This window comes from Corynebacterium doosanense CAU 212 = DSM 45436 (genome assembly GCF_000767055.1).
Lineage (GTDB): Bacteria > Actinomycetota > Actinomycetes > Mycobacteriales > Mycobacteriaceae > Corynebacterium > Corynebacterium doosanense.
In genome coordinates, this window is record NZ_CP006764.1 from 2,157,691 (window position 1) to 2,171,642 (window position 13,952).

Sequence of the window (13,952 nt, forward strand, 5' to 3'; positions counted from 1 at the left end):
TGGGGACTAACGCGCCAGCTTGCGGTGGGTGACCGCGCTCGGGCGGGCAGCCTCCTCGCCGTAGCGGGCGATCTTGTTCTTCTCGTAGTCGCCGAAGTTGCCCTCGAACCAGTACCACTTGCCCTCTTCCTGGTCGCCCTCCCAGGCGAGGATGTGGGTGCAGGTGCGGTCGAGGAACCAGCGGTCGTGGGAGATGACCACGGCGCAGCCCGGGAAGTTCTCCAGGGCGTTCTCCAGCGAACCGAGGGTCTCCACGTCCAGGTCGTTGGTGGGCTCATCGAGCATGATGAGGTTGCCGCCGAGCTTGAGGGTCAGCGCCAAGTTCAGCCGGTTGCGCTCACCGCCGGACAGCACCTTGGACGGTTTCTGCTGGTCCGCGCCCTTGAAGCCGAAGGCGGAGAGGTACGCGCGCGACGGCATCTCGTTCTGGCCGACCTTGATGTAGTCGAGTCCGCCGGAGACGATCTCCCAGACGCTGAGTTCCGGGTCAAGGTTCTCGCGGTTCTGGTCGACATAGCTGATCTGCACGGTCTCGCCGACGACGACGGAACCCGCGTCGGGCGACTCCAGGCCAACGATCGTCTTGAACAGCGTCGACTTGCCGACGCCGTTCGGGCCGATGACGCCGACGATGCCGTTACGCGGCAGCGTGAAGGACAGGGCCTTGATGAGCGTGCGGCCGTCGAAGCCCTTGACCAGCTCGTTGACCTCCACGACCTTGTTGCCCAGGCGCGGCGGGGTGGGGATCTGGATTTCCTCGAAGTCGAGCTTCTTGTACTTCTCAGCCTCGGTGGCCATCTCCTCGTAGCGGTCCAGGCGTGCCTGGTTCTTCGACTGGCGGGCCTTCGGCGAGGAGCGGACCCAGGCGAGCTCGTCCTTGAGGCGCTTCTGCAGCTTCTGATCCTTCTTGCCGGCGATCTCGAGGCGCTCGGCCTTCTTCTCCAGGTAGGTGGAGTAGTTGCCCTCGTAAGGGAAGAGCTGACCGCGGTCGACCTCACAGATCCACTCGGCGACGTTGTCCAGGAAGTAACGATCGTGTGTCACGGCGAGGACGGCACCGGGGTAGTCCTGCAGGTGCTTCTCCAGCCACAGCACGGACTCGGCGTCCAGGTGGTTGGTGGGCTCGTCGAGCAGCAGCAGGTCGGGCTGGCTGAGCAGCAGCTTGGCCAGTGCTACACGACGTCGCTCGCCACCGGAGAGATGGGTCACCGGGGCATCCGCGGGCGGGCAGCGCAGCGCGGCCAGGGCCTGGTCGATCTTGGAGTCGACCTCCCAGGCGTCAGCGGCGTCGAGCTCCTCCTGGAGCTTGCCCATCTCGTCCATGAGTTCGTCGGTGTAGTTGGTCGCCATTTCCTCGGCGATCGCCTCGAAGCGCTGCTTCTTGACGACGATCTCGCCGAGGCCCTCCTCGACGTTCTCGCGCACGTTCTTCTCCTCGTTGAGCGGAGGCTCCTGGAGGAGAATGCCGACGGTGGCGCCCGGGGCGAGGAAGGCCTCGCCGTTGTTGGGCTCGTCCATGCCGGCCATGATCTTCAGCAGCGAGGACTTGCCCGCGCCGTTCGGGCCGACGACACCGATCTTGGCGCCCGGGTAGAAGGCCATGGTGACGTTATCGAGAATGAGCTTCTCGCCGACAGCCCTGCGTACCTTTTTCATCGTGTAGATGAATTCCGCCATGTTTCCCCTTTATCGAGTACAAAATACGTTCTCACAAAGGGTACACCAGCGCATTTAGAACGGGGCAGTGTCTCCGCCCGCACCGGCCGAGGCCAGCTCGCGCTCATCCTGACGCCCGCCCGGGGTGTTCGTCCCGCGAGTGTCCGGCAGCGAATTCTCCGCGCCCTCCGACTGGCCGTAGAGCGGCGGCTGCTTCCGGGCCAGATCCTCGCTGTTCGGGAGCTCCGGCACGCCCAGGCCCTCGACGCGGTGCTGGGCCACGTCAGTGCGGCGCGAACTGGCGACGTACTTGGACAGGTCCAGTCCGAGCCGGTCGACCTTGAGCACGATCTTCTGTCGTCTGTTCGTCTTCGTCTCCCCCGCTTCCTGGGTGGTCTCCTCCCACTCCTGGGTGACGATGCGCCCGGTGGCGACCACGGCCATCCCCTTGGTCAGGGAGGCGGCGGCGTTTTCCGCGAGCTGGCCCCAGAGTTCTCCGTTGATGAACAGGTGGTCGATGTCGCGCCAGCCGCTGGGCTGGTTCTCATCACGGATGGAGCGGCTGGCGGCGATGCGGATCTCGCAAACGTAGTTGCCCGTGGGCGTGGCGCGGAAGTTGGGATCGGCGGTGAGGTTTCCGGCAATGGTGACGGGGTACTGGGGCATGAGGATCTCCTGAGATGTTCGGGAAGAGGCGGGTGTGTGGGGACACCCCTGACCCTGCCCCACCGCCGGCCTCAGCGCCTCTGGCCAGCGGAAAACCTGTGGATAACCGCGCCCGGACGCACGTTGTCCACAGGTCCAAGTGGTGTTACTGCTCGCGGAACCCGTCGGTGTAGTAGTCGGTCTGCTGGTTCGACTCGCCGGAGTGGTAGCGCTGGAGCATGCGGTTGTACGCCTCGAACTCGTCCAGGTCCTCGGCATGTTCCTCAGCGGCGGGTGTCTCCTCGGCGCGTCGCTGTTCACCAGCGTCGAGACGCGCGTCCACCTCGCGCTCGGTCACGCGTTCGTCGAGACGCCATTCGACCGCCAGCCAGATGAAGGCGAAGGTCAGCGGGAAGGACCCGAAGGCCCAGGCGATGCCGCCGCCGTTCTTCTGATCGCGCAGCAGGTCCGGATGCCAGGGCAGGTCGAGCCCGCGGTAGAACTCCTCGCCGAGAATGACGTTGAGCTGCATGAGATAGACGCCCATGAACAGGTGGATCGGCATGGACGCGACCAGCCACGCCAGGCGGATCGAGGCAGGCCGGCGGCCCGGGATGTGGTCGGGGCCGACCATCTCCCAGAAGTACATGTACCCGGAGACGAGGAAGACGGTGTTCATGACCACGTGGCCGGCGTGCTCGGAGATGGCGAACTCGTAGAGCGGAATCACCAGGTAGAGCACGTAGAACAGCGCGACGAACTGGATGAGGTTGACCCACGGCGTGGTGATCAGCCGCACGAAACCGGAATGGGTGAAGGCCTCGGCCCAGTCGTGCGGTGTCGCGTGGCCCGGCTGTCCGGGTTCCCACACCGTCTTCACCAGCGTCAGCGGCGCTCCCAGCGTGAGGATCATCGGCACGACCATGGAGAGCAGCATGTGCCCGACCATGTGCATGGAATAGGTGGCGGGCATGTTCATGCCGATGCCGGAGCTCACCGTGACAAAGAGCGACAGGCAGCCGGCCAGCCACCACACCGTGTACGACGTGCGCCACGGCTTGCCCTGGCGACGCACGCTGCGCACGCCGAGCAGGTAGAACACTGCGAGCAGGAGGGCGATCACGCCGAAGAGGATGTCCACCCGCCACATGGTGAACACATTGAGGAACGTCGGCTCGCGGTGGAGGTCATAACCCAGCTGCACCTGCATCTGCGAGAGGTCGGTGTTGCGCGGCGGCGGGGGCGGGGTGCGGCCCATGGTGACCGCGATGCCGGTGACCACAGCCATGAGCACGATCTCCCCGACGGCCAGGCGCAGGAACGCACCCGGGGTCCGGCCGAGCTGGGGAATGGTGATCTGCCGGTGGGCGAAACCCACGACGGCGAGCAGGATCGTGCCCACGATCTTCGCCGCGATGATCAGCCCGTAGCGGGTGGTCAGCAGATCGGCGGGCTGGATGCGCAGCAGCGCCGAGACCACCCCGGACAGCGCGATGGCCACCAGCGAGAACAGGGCGACGGCACTGTAGCGACGCACCGCGGTCTGCATCTCCGGGCCGAGCCGACGACCGTGGGCCAGCAGCGCCATGAGCCCGCCGATCCACACCGCCATGAACACGATGTGCCACAGGTAGGCGTTGGTGCCGTAGTCGTGCGAGCCCCCGGAGGCCGCGTGGCCCTCCATGCCCAGCGGGAGAATCATGCCCACCGCCCCGAGCAGCAGCACCGGCTGCGCGCCCCAGCGACCGAAGACCAGTCCGGCGACGCCGACCACCGCGCCGATGACCGCGCACAGCAGCCACACGGCACTGGTGGCCACCTGGTCCACCGCGGTGCCGAAGGCCGACGGATTGAGGGCCTGGACGAGCGGCGTGCCGGAGACGTCGGAAAGCACCATGGGAACCATGAGCAGGGCCACCAGCGCAAACAGCAGAGCGCAGACCGCGCCGGTGCGCGCGGCGATGTGTCCGTCGACCGTCAGCGGCGCCGACCCGAGTTGACCGTCCCGAGCCCTGGGCGAGATGTAGAACGCCGAGAACATGAAGGAGCCGACGGACAGCGCGGAAAGAATCCACGCCACCGCACGGAAGAACGGCAGGCCGAAGGTCGTCGCAAAGCCCGGATCCGGAATGCCCAGAACAGCAAGCGATTCGCCGAGGAAGGAGTACCCGATCGTGCCGCCGACGAGCCCGGCGACAACGACGGCGAGTGCATAGATCGGCCACGTGGCCCTGGCAGTGCTCGTGTTGGGATTTTCGCTTGTCGACGCCCGTTGCACCCTCATTGTTGACATGGTCCCCAGCCTAAACCCTCGGGCGGGGCAGCCCTAAGCCAGTCGTGCGTTAGACTCTCATCCGCGCGTGCAGCGCAAGGCCTCCATAGCTCAGTGGATTAGAGCAACCGGTTTCTACCCGGTCGGTCGCGGGTTCGAATCCTGCTGGGGGCACCACAGATTTAATATATTTGTACGTAAAATCGGAGCTCCCAGAAGCTAAGATCGAGATGGCGGGCAATCAGTGGGTGACTCCCCCGGTGAACCGCCATCCGATCAGGCATGACACCAGTCCAGGAGCGGCCGACGGAGAACATCGCCTACCAGTACGCGGAAGGCAAAGCGACGCTGGAAGAACTGAAAGCGGCGATCCGGGCCGAGAAGGACGGAGCGGCCAAGACGAAACGGACCGACGTGCCGGACGTGACGCAGGACAGCTACAGCGAGCCGACGGTCAGCCGATCGGTTCTGGTCCTACGGACGCGGGGCAAGATCGACGAGGCGACGTTCGACGAGATTATGGACGCCTAACCCCCACCCCGGACGGGCACGAAGCGCGTCAGCCCGCACACCTCCAACGATCGTCGCTACTGCGTCCTGCGTGCACCATCGCGCCCCATGGTGCACACACCTCACCCAACGCACGTGCGCTGCTCTATCGCGGATCTGGGAAGTCTCCCTCTGGTCGTCAACGGCGGATAGCCCGCGGGTTCGCGCCCGCACTCGCTGACCTTCGATTCAGCGCTTCAATACGGCGGCATCAGCGTGCACTGGGCGAATACATCCCCAACAACCGGCCGACCTGCATTTCCCCCAAGAGCGGTTCATGCCACCTGCAGGGGCCCAGCAAATGGAGCCCCCACGCAGTTGGACTGGTCCCCGGAAGTTGGACTGAGAAATCAGACCCCGACTCCCAGGGAGCATTTTCATGCGTGCACAAAGCACACTCACCGGGCAGCAACGAACCCGGCTAGTCGACCTATTCGAACAAGGACATGGCTACAAGGCTGCAGCAAACCGCCTCGCGGTGGGCAAACACGCCGTCCGGCGTCTCTTCCAGCGGTGGCAACTCCATGGCACGCTGAGCCTCGTGGAGAAACCAACCAAACAGACCTATTCCTTCGAGACGAAGAAGGAAATCGTCGACAGGTTCATCGCCGGAGAAGCCAAAACAGCACTGGCCGTTGAGTTCCAGCTATCCTCTCCTGACCTCGTCAGGAAGTGGGCAGGGCTGTGGCGGGCCGGCGGTGACGACGGTCTTCGACCTAAACGTCGTGGCCGACCGAAACGGTCACCGGCACCCGAGCCGCTAACCCGCGAGGAAAAACTCCTCCGAGAAAACCAGCTGCTCAAGGCGGAGAACGCCTACCTAAAAAAATTGCGGGACTTGAGGGAGCAGGGGCACGCCTAAAGACACAGGTGATCGCCACCCTCAAGGATGACCACGCCCTTACAGACCTGCTCACCGTAGCTGGTATGGCGCGTTCGACGTTTTACTACCACCATGCCCGGCTAGACAGCCCGGACCGGCACGCCGAACTCAAGGCCTGCATCACCAGGCACTTCACCGCCGCGAAGTCACGCTACGGGTACCGCAGAATCCGGTTGATGCTCCACCAAGATGGGTCGATGGTGTCGAGGAAAACGGTGTGGAAGCTGATGAACCAACTCGGTCTGAAGTCAAAGGTCCGGGCGAGGAAGGCGTACTCGTCCTACCGAGGGACTGTCAGCCAGGTTTGTGACAACGTCCTGAAGCGTCAGTTCACCCCGGGCACTCCGAATGCAGTGTGGGTCAGTGATGTCACGGAGTTTCGTGCCGGTGCGCAGAAGGTTTATCTGTCGCCGATTCTTGACTTGTACGACCGGTCGATCGTGTCGTATTCGACGTCGACGTCACCGTCGACAGCGTTCACGGCACAGTCGCTGACCGCGGCGTATCAAACCCTGACCTCGCCGGCGACGCCGTTAGTTCACACGGATCAGGGTTTCCAATACCAGCATCAAGTGTGGCGTCGTGTACTGGCGAAACACGGCAGCGTGCAGTCGATGTCCAGGCGGGGTAACTGCCATGACAATGCGATCGTCGAGAACTTCTTCGGTCACTTGAAGTCGGAGATGTACCACGGTGAGCGTTTTGAGACTGTTGATCACCTAGTTGAGGAGATTGGTGAGTACATCCGTTGGTACAACGAGGATCGTGTGCAGGAACGGTTGAAGGGCCTGACTCCGATGCAGTATCGAAATCAGGCCCTTCAGTCCCAGCCCGCCTAGGATTTAACTAGTCCAACTATCGGGGACCAGTCCACTTCGGGGGCTCCATCATTGGCTGGGCGGTTAACCCAGAACGTCCTGCAGGGCGGCTTCGACGGCAAGCTCCGGCAGAGTCTCGGCGTAGCCGTTGGCCACCGCCGAGGCCTCGTTCGCCGTCGCCTGCACACCGGCGACGTCCCCGGTGGCCAGCTGCGCGCCCGCCTGCTCGGAGTAACGGGCGGCATCGGCCTGGGCCGACGCGACCTCCTGGTCAAACTCGGCACGGAAGTTCGGCTCTTCCACCGGCTCCGTGTTCTGGTCGAGCCAGGCCTGCGTCGCTGCCTGATCCTGGCCCAGGGTGCGGAAGTCGGTGTCGTGGCGCTCCGTGCTCTCGGCGAGCTGGAAACGCTGGTTGACCTCGCCGTCGGGAATGCCATAGGCATCCTGCAGCGCCACGTCAGCGGGCTGCGCGCGGCCGATCGGCCCGTAGGACTCGGTGGTGATGCCGATGACCTCGCCGTTGACCGGGTCGAAGTTGATTCCGCCGGAGTCGCCACCCTGGTAGTTCACGCCGGTGTGGAACACGGAGTTGCGGGTGCGCATGAGCTGGACGCCGCAGGAGCGGCCCGAGGTCGCACCGTCCTTGCAGATCGTCTGGCCGGCGTTGTCCACGCTGAACTGGCCGGGGGCGAGATCCGGGTAGTCGCGGATGCCGGTGAGCACGACCGGGTCGCCCGAGGGCGTTCCGAACTGGTCCACGGATTCCGAGGTGCGCGAGGTGCTCACACCCGGGTTCAGGGTCACGGTGGCCCAGTCCGCGCCGGTGGCGGTGCCCACGAAGTCACCCACGAGGTCGCCGGTCTCCGGCAGCTCCAGGACGTAGTGCTCCCGGGTGCCCACGGCGTGGTTGCCGTCCTGTTTGGGCACGTAGACCTGATCGGAGGGCACGAAGGCGTCGTCCATGGCCGTCACGCAGTGCCCGGAGGTGACCAGGATCGGCGCGCGGGTGCCGTCCGCGCGGAGGATGGTTCCGGTGAATGCCTGGGAACACGAGCCGGAGTCGAGCTCCACGGGCATGCCGTCGTCCGCGGGGGTCAGCGGTTGCACGCGGATCGGGGCGCCCGGGGCCACGGTCGCGGCCTCGGCAGCGGTCGGTGCCAGCACCGACAGTGCGAGGGCGCCGGCGGCGGCCATGGCGGCGGGCGACAGTGGGCGGAAAGTTCTGGAGCGCATGTGGAGATCCCCTTCGTTGACGGGTCGTGAATCAGTGCCGTGACCGGACCCTACCTACCCGCCTCCTGCGCCGCTTCGGGCACACCGGATCAGGGGCGACACGGGCGGCCGGAGGCCTCCTCCACGCCGGGCAGGCGCGCGTCGATTAGCGTGGGTCGCACACCGTCGAACCTGAAAGGGCCGCAAGAACATGGGTCTCCCCTCCCCCGCCCCGAACGCACGCGCGCTGGTCACCGGCGCCTCCCAGGGCATCGGCGAAGCCATCGCGCGCCGCCTCGCCGAGTACGGCCACAACCTCATCATCGTCGCCCGCCGCGAGGACGTGCTCACCCGTCTCGCCGAAGAACTGCGGGAGGCCCACGGCGTCACCGTCGACGTGCACGCCTGCGACCTCAGCATCGACGAGGAGGTGACGGCGCTTATCGACGCTCTTTCCGACGTCACCGTGAACATCCTCGTCAACTCTGCGGGCATCGCAAGTTTCGGCCCCTTCGTCAAGCAGGACTGGGAGTACGAGACCAACCAGTTCAACCTCAACGCCACCGCGGTGTTCCGCCTGACCAACGCGGTGGTGCACCCCATGGTCGCCCGGGGCGAGGGTGCGATCTGCAACGTCGGCTCCGCGGCGGGCAACATCCCCATCCCCAACAACGCCACCTACGTGTTCACCAAGGCCGGGGTCAACGCCTTCACCGAGTCACTGCACTACGAGCTGAAATCGACGGGAGTGCATTGCACCCTGCTCGCGCCGGGGCCGGTGCGCGACGACGTCATCCCGGAATCCGAGAAGTCCATCGTGGACAAGGTCGTGCCCGACTTCCTGTGGACCACCTACGACTCCTGCGCCCACGAGACCCTCGCGGCGATGGCCCGGAACCGGCGCCGCGTCGTGCCCGGGCCACTGTCGAAGGGCATGGACTTCGTGTCTACCTACGCCCCGACCGCGCTGCTCAGCCCCATCATGGGCAAGTTCTACTCCAAGATGGGTTAGACCTACAGTGAACAACATGACCGACGACACCCCCGCCAAGAACAACCGCCTCGTCTGGGTTGACCTGGAGATGACCGGCCTCGACCTCGAACGCCACGTCATCGTCGAGGTCGCCGCCTTGGTCACCGACGCCGACCTCAGCATCATCGGCGAGGGCGTCGACCTCGTCGTGCACGCGACCGAGGACGAGCTGGCCCAGATGGACGACTTCGTCACCGACATGCACTCATCCAGCGGACTGACCGAGAAGATCAGGTCGTCGAAGGTCACGCTCGCCGAGGCCGAGGACGCGGTCCTCGCGCTCATCGCCGAGCACTGCGACCCCGAGCACCCCACCCCACTGGCCGGCAACTCCATCGCCACCGACCGCTCCTTCATCCGCGAACAGATGCCGCGCCTGGACAAGGCCCTGCACTACCGCATGGTCGACGTCTCCTCCATCAAGGAACTCGCGCGACGCTGGTACCCCAAGGCCTACTACAACCAGCCCGACAAGGGCATGGCCCACCGCGCGCTCGCCGACATCGTCGAATCCATCCGCGAGCTCGACTACTACCGCCGAGCGATTTTCGTCCCCGCCCCCGGCCCGGCCTCTGAGGAGGCCCGCGAGGCTAAGGACGGCGCGACCGAGGCGTTCCGAGAGTGGCTGTAACTGCCTCTCTCACCTGCGGTTTTTGTGAATCGCGGGCCTTGCGTTAATCTGAGACTCGCTGCTTTTCGAGGCGGCAATGGTGGCTGTAGTTCAGCTGGTAGAGCACCAGGTTGTGATCCTGGGTGTCGCGGGTTCGAGCCCCGTCAGCCACCCCCAACATCAGGGTCGATCGGACGAGCGCTTTAGAGCCGCTTATCGGATCGGCCCTGATCCTTTTTAGATTCGCCTTTAGTTCAGAGGCGAGTCAGAATGCGTACGCTAGTTCCTCAATAGGTCCGTGATCTATGCTTTGAGTTCTTCCCGCAGTGGGAAACCCCACTAGATTCTCCACTTCACTCTATAAGGCTCTCTCCCAAATTCAGCACCCCAAGTAATAATGGGTAGGTCGAACCCATCGAGGTAAGCACACCGTGTTTAGAGCCCCCGCGGCCATCGTCGGCTATTCTATCTCTCCATGACGAAGGATTATCCGGTTGAGGTTTATCATCCTGGCGCAGGAAAACTCTGGTGGGAACTCACGAAAGAGGACGGAGTGGCAGGCGCCTGGGGCGTGAAACCAAGAATGGCATCCTGGCTGCGCTGGAACGTCGGAATTGGAGAGCGATTCACGACTCGTCAACTCCGGGAAGCACTGGGTTCCGACCATGAGCATTTCCAGCGGCGCCAGAGAGAACTTCGAGACTGGGGCTGGAAATACCTTTCTTCCAATGAAGAGCCTGCTCTTGGCGAGGACTGCATCCTCGAAAAATATGGATGGTGGCCCGGCGAAAGCACAAAAGCTCCACAAACCGCTATCAGCGGTAAAGTTCGGCGGTTAGTATTCGAGCGTGACGGGGGTCGGTGTGTACTTTGTGGACGCGCCGGAGGGGAGCCCTATGAGGACGGTTCTGTTGCTGTCCTCACTGCGGGCCATGTGGTCCCGAATGCACTGGGCGGGCGTTCAACCTTAGATAACCTCCGCACTGAATGTGGGCGATGCAACGAAACCGCACGCGCTGATACCGGCTCGGTCGCCGACCCCGGGGCGGTCACGCAAAGTGTGAAAGCACTCAAGAAGTCAGAACGCCTCGAGCTCTTGGAGTGGATTCGCCGGGGCCAGCGATCAAGAACACGACTCGACCATGTGTACGACGACTATCGGCTCGGCGGGCCTATCGTTCAAGACGCAGTGAGAGAGTACCTGGAGAGCGTCGAATCACGCGAAGTCTAGGTCCGTCTTCTCGAATGCCACTCGGATCGCGTTGCCAACCGCTTCAGCGACAGGTGGCGGGAATGCATTTCCAATCTGTCGACAGGCCTGAGTTTTTCGCCCCTGTATCTCCCAATCGTCAGGGAAGCCTTGTATGCGAGCGAGCATTTTTGGCGTCATCCGAGGTTTCCCGGCAAACCCGGGCCCTGGGGGCTCGTCCGCAATTGTATTTCCAATGACGTTCATCTCCAGCCACGCCTTGCGCGCCCGCGTCGGCCCAAGGTCGGGGCCACCATGCTTCTTTGAACCTCCAACAAGGGTAGGAGCAATCCTATTCGCTTGCTTCGCCCAGGCATGCGCACTTTCCCAGCCATTCTCAGCCATTAGGTCCACCACCGTCTCCCCGACGGTCGGGGCTGTTTCCGGGTGTTTCGTCGGCCACTCAAAATTGGCCCAGTCATTTTCTCGGAGGGCGACAAGAATCGCCCTGGGGCGCAGCTGAGGAACACCGTAGTCGGCAGCCCTGACGAGTCTCCATTCACCGAAGTAGCCGCCGGTCGCCAGTTTCTCAAGTATCTCAACGCGGTATTCGTCAAACTTGGGGTCGAGGAGACCTCGCACGTTCTCAAGCATGATCCCCCGCGGCTTCATCTGGAGGACAAGCTCGATAGCTCGGGCGAACAGGTCGCGTTCGTCAGCTTTGCCAAGCTGCTTTCCGGCTACTGAAAAAGGCGGGCATGGCACCCCGCCCGCAAAGAGCGCTGCACCGTAGAGTGACTTATCCGGCTCCCACTCGTTTAGGTCTGCCTGGATGACGTTCCACTCTGGACGGTTGTGCCGCAAGGTGGTTACAGGCCAGGGCTCGATTTCCACGAGCGCGGCGTGATCAAAGCCCGCCTTTTCCAGGCCTAGAGCTTGCCCGCCTGCGCCAGCGCAAACCTCGACCGACGAATACTTCGACATTATTTCCTTTTGGGCTCTTGAGTGTTGTGTGCTCGCAATGATAACAACGGCTCGGACACAATTTCGCATTGATCGAACACTCGTTCGTTAACCTGTAGCGCGCTTACTCGTCGGTAGGCTCGGATGACTGGCCGAGCCTGTGCAAATTGCCCACTGGGCCCCTAGGCCGCAACCTAGCCTCCCGCCTTTTGCCGCGTCGCGGCAACCCCAGTGACGACTAGCCCACCTGTACGAATTCCGCATCAAGCCAAATTGGATCGCGGCGCCGCGTTGTGGCCGAACAAAACAGACGCGACTGGCGCATGTCCGCCATTTTCGACTCCGCCCACCGGCGGCGGACGTCGCTCGTGTCATAGCGGTGAAACATACATCGGGCGCGTCCCCTCGTTTTCTGACGCCACCAACTCCCACCCTAAAGATTGCCAAAATCCGTCCGACGCCTCAGCCAGCGCGAGCAATTGGCGCTGCGGGTACTGCTCTGCTACCCAGTGGACCACAGCTGTTCCTATGCCAAGACCTCGATGGGTGGACCTGACGTCGATAAATTCAATCCCAATCACGTCAGGGCCATTCAATGGCAGGCGATAGGCAGCGCCACGCCAGTAGCCCCTACTACCCTTCAAGTCCAGGTCGAGTAGCGCAGCTTGCTCACCACGATCGCGTACCATGTACCACTCATGGTCTTGAGGTAGTTGACTTTCCCCCAGCCAATGCTGTCGGAACTCATAGTCGTCTGAGATCTCAGGCCACAACGCCGTTGGATCGACGATGGGATGGAAAGTAAGATTCACGCGTTCACCTTACCGTCTTTTTCGAACCGGCCCCAGCCGGTACAATATCTCGCGAAACGGTCGAAAATAGCGCAGCCAGTAGTAGCCATTTCGTGAGACCATCCCCCAGTACTGATGGACCGTCGGCGGCCTTAACCTGTGGTCACCACGGCCGGGCTGCATAGTTGCTAGATTCGTCGGCATAGCCCACTCAGACTGGCGTTAAGATCCGCCCAGTGGTGATCACCAAGTTTTACCGGGCATTTCTTTTCGCACAACCGCCACGCTGGGCCCGTCTAACGAAGCTCCGTTAGTAACTGCGATTGCACGCTACTGAGTAAGACGACAACTCGTCGACTGTCGGCCAGTCCGCGGAGCGCGTGGTCGTCGGCCCGGCCAACGCCCGCGCACCCTGTGCGTATACTCGCACGAGTGAATCTTCTCCAGGCCCCTTCCTCCATCCTCCGCAGCGCACAGAAGTCCGCCACCAGGATTCCCCAGAACCTGACTGCTTGGGCCATGCGCTCCCCGGAACGGCTGCGCCGCACGATGAACCTGTGGCCGCCGCTGGCCGGCTCGGGCATCCGGATCACGCACATCAGTGAGGACTGGCGCACGGCACGCATCGACCTCAACCTCGCGGTCTGGAACGCCAACATGCACGGCGCAGCCTTCGGCGGAACGCTCTACGCCACCACCGACTTCCTGGTCGGCACGGTCCTCGCCCGCGTGCTGGGCAAGGACTTCGAGGTGTGGACCCGCACCGGAACCTTCCAGTACCTCGCGCCCGGCCGTGACGGCGCGTACCTGGAGGTGGAGATCACCCACGAGTTGGAGAACTGGGTGCGCGAGACCATCGCGGAGGACGGCTACTGCAATGTCCCCTTCACCGCGGTGATCAAGAACCGCGACGGCTCCGTGGTAGGCATCGGCCAGCAGAGCCTCCACGCGCGCCCGCGTGGCGGCGGAAAGCGCACAGCCGCTCCGCAGCAGGCGACGCACGCCAGCGGCATCGTGCTCGAGTCCCTGGCCACCACCCTGATCTGGCACGTGTTCAAGGATCAGCCGGAGATCTCCACGGTGCTCATGTCCGAGCAGCGACGCATCCCCGATCCGCGGGAACAGATGCGCCACGTGTGCGAGCAGGTGCTCAAGCAGTCCGATCGCACGCGCGAGGACCTGCTGGCACTGGATATTCCGGAGGAGTACCTGCCGGCGGTCTAACGACTTTCCGAGCCGAATTTGCTAGTGCGAGGGCGCTCGAGCCCATAATGCGCATTGTCCAGGGAGCTAATCTGGATGCGATTTTGCATCCTGCAGTCAGACAGCTT

11 protein-coding genes, 2 tRNA genes and 1 pseudogene are annotated in these 13,952 nt (G+C 63.4%); 8 read left to right on the forward strand and 6 right to left on the reverse strand.

Annotation, left to right across the window (positions count from 1 at the left end; all coding sequences use genetic code 11):
- Positions 1-6 precede the first annotated feature (6 nt).
- The 3 genes from ettA to CDOO_RS10555 all read right to left on the reverse strand — a co-directional run bounded on the left by ettA (position 7) and on the right by CDOO_RS10555 (position 4,594).
- Positions 7-1,677, reverse strand: a complete 1,671-nt coding sequence (ettA, locus tag CDOO_RS10545) for an energy-dependent translational throttle protein EttA (protein ID WP_018020604.1) — start codon at positions 1,675-1,677, stop codon at positions 7-9.
- A 54-nt stretch (positions 1,678-1,731) separates the two neighbouring features.
- Positions 1,732-2,322 (reverse strand): single-stranded DNA-binding protein, encoded by a 591-nt coding sequence (locus CDOO_RS10550; RefSeq protein ID WP_018020603.1) that lies wholly within the window; start codon positions 2,320-2,322, stop codon positions 1,732-1,734.
- Positions 2,323-2,467: 145 nt separating this feature from the next.
- A complete protein-coding gene (locus CDOO_RS10555; RefSeq protein ID WP_081610289.1) occupies positions 2,468-4,594 on the reverse strand; it encodes a bifunctional copper resistance protein CopD/cytochrome c oxidase assembly protein in 2,127 nt (708 codons plus the stop codon).
- A 79-nt stretch (positions 4,595-4,673) separates the two neighbouring features.
- On the opposite strand from CDOO_RS10555, the gene CDOO_RS10560 reads away from it, so the two are divergent.
- The 3 genes and pseudogenes from CDOO_RS10560 (at position 4,674) to CDOO_RS14395 (ending at position 6,844) form a co-directional block, all read left to right on the forward strand.
- Positions 4,674-4,750, forward strand: a tRNA-Arg gene (locus tag CDOO_RS10560).
- Between the two features lie 105 nt (positions 4,751-4,855).
- A complete protein-coding gene (locus tag CDOO_RS10565; RefSeq protein ID WP_018020601.1) occupies positions 4,856-5,104 on the forward strand; it encodes a hypothetical protein in 249 nt (82 codons plus the stop codon).
- 464 nt (positions 5,105-5,568) lie between these two features.
- A pseudogene (locus CDOO_RS14395) lies at positions 5,569-6,844 on the forward strand (IS3 family transposase).
- Positions 6,845-6,907: 63 nt separating this feature from the next.
- Here the strand turns inward: CDOO_RS14395 and CDOO_RS10580 are convergent.
- Positions 6,908-8,056 carry a trypsin-like peptidase domain-containing protein gene (locus CDOO_RS10580; protein ID WP_018020598.1) on the reverse strand — a complete coding sequence of 383 codons (1,149 nt, stop codon included), beginning with the start codon at positions 8,054-8,056 and terminating at the stop codon, positions 6,908-6,910.
- A 190-nt stretch (positions 8,057-8,246) separates the two neighbouring features.
- Between CDOO_RS10580 and cmrA the strand changes: the two genes are divergently transcribed.
- From cmrA to CDOO_RS13695, 4 genes are all read left to right on the forward strand, one after another.
- The gene (gene cmrA, locus CDOO_RS10585) at positions 8,247-9,047 is read left to right on the forward strand and encodes a mycolate reductase (RefSeq protein WP_018020597.1); all 801 of its coding nucleotides are present in this window, start codon (positions 8,247-8,249) and stop codon (positions 9,045-9,047) included.
- Positions 9,048-9,063: 16 nt separating this feature from the next.
- Positions 9,064-9,699 carry an oligoribonuclease gene (gene orn, locus CDOO_RS10590; RefSeq protein WP_026159170.1) on the forward strand — a complete coding sequence of 212 codons (636 nt, stop codon included), beginning with the start codon at positions 9,064-9,066 and terminating at the stop codon, positions 9,697-9,699.
- 79 nt (positions 9,700-9,778) lie between these two features.
- Positions 9,779-9,851 (forward strand) — tRNA-His (locus CDOO_RS10595).
- Between the two features lie 302 nt (positions 9,852-10,153).
- Positions 10,154-10,909: an HNH endonuclease gene (locus tag CDOO_RS13695; RefSeq protein ID WP_081610288.1), complete on the forward strand. Its 756-nt coding sequence runs from the start codon at positions 10,154-10,156 to the stop codon at positions 10,907-10,909.
- Here CDOO_RS13695 and CDOO_RS10605 read toward each other — a convergent pair.
- Positions 10,895-11,851 carry a DNA cytosine methyltransferase gene (locus CDOO_RS10605; RefSeq protein ID WP_018020595.1) on the reverse strand — a complete coding sequence of 319 codons (957 nt, stop codon included), beginning with the start codon at positions 11,849-11,851 and terminating at the stop codon, positions 10,895-10,897. The genes CDOO_RS13695 and CDOO_RS10605 overlap by 15 nt on opposite strands.
- Before the next feature lie 350 nt (positions 11,852-12,201).
- Positions 12,202-12,642: a GNAT family N-acetyltransferase gene (locus tag CDOO_RS13995; RefSeq protein WP_155861245.1), complete on the reverse strand. Its 441-nt coding sequence runs from the start codon at positions 12,640-12,642 to the stop codon at positions 12,202-12,204.
- A 411-nt stretch (positions 12,643-13,053) separates the two neighbouring features.
- On the opposite strand from CDOO_RS13995, the gene CDOO_RS10610 reads away from it, so the two are divergent.
- Entirely contained in the window at positions 13,054-13,845 is a 792-nt protein-coding gene (locus tag CDOO_RS10610; RefSeq protein WP_051063927.1) for a PaaI family thioesterase, read from the forward strand.
- Positions 13,846-13,952 lie beyond the last annotated feature (107 nt).

Bases quoted from the DNA above. Each gene is read 5' to 3' on its own strand.
- cmrA (WP_018020597.1), top strand. From the start codon at position 8,247: ATGGGTCTCCCCTCCCCCGCCCCGAACGCACGCGCGCTGGTCACCGGC.
- CDOO_RS13695 (WP_081610288.1), top strand. From the start codon at position 10,154: ATGACGAAGGATTATCCGGTTGAGGTTTATCATCCTGGCGCAGGAAAA.
- CDOO_RS10550 (WP_018020603.1), bottom strand. From the start codon at position 2,322: ATGCCCCAGTACCCCGTCACCATTGCCGGAAACCTCACCGCCGATCCC.
- CDOO_RS10565 (WP_018020601.1), top strand. From the start codon at position 4,856: ATGACACCAGTCCAGGAGCGGCCGACGGAGAACATCGCCTACCAGTAC.
- orn (WP_026159170.1), top strand. From the start codon at position 9,064: ATGACCGACGACACCCCCGCCAAGAACAACCGCCTCGTCTGGGTTGAC.
- ettA (WP_018020604.1), bottom strand. From the start codon at position 1,677: ATGGCGGAATTCATCTACACGATGAAAAAGGTACGCAGGGCTGTCGGC.
- CDOO_RS10555 (WP_081610289.1), bottom strand. From the start codon at position 4,594: ATGTCAACAATGAGGGTGCAACGGGCGTCGACAAGCGAAAATCCCAAC.
- CDOO_RS10580 (WP_018020598.1), bottom strand. From the start codon at position 8,056: ATGCGCTCCAGAACTTTCCGCCCACTGTCGCCCGCCGCCATGGCCGCC.
- CDOO_RS10605 (WP_018020595.1), bottom strand. From the start codon at position 11,851: ATGTCGAAGTATTCGTCGGTCGAGGTTTGCGCTGGCGCAGGCGGGCAA.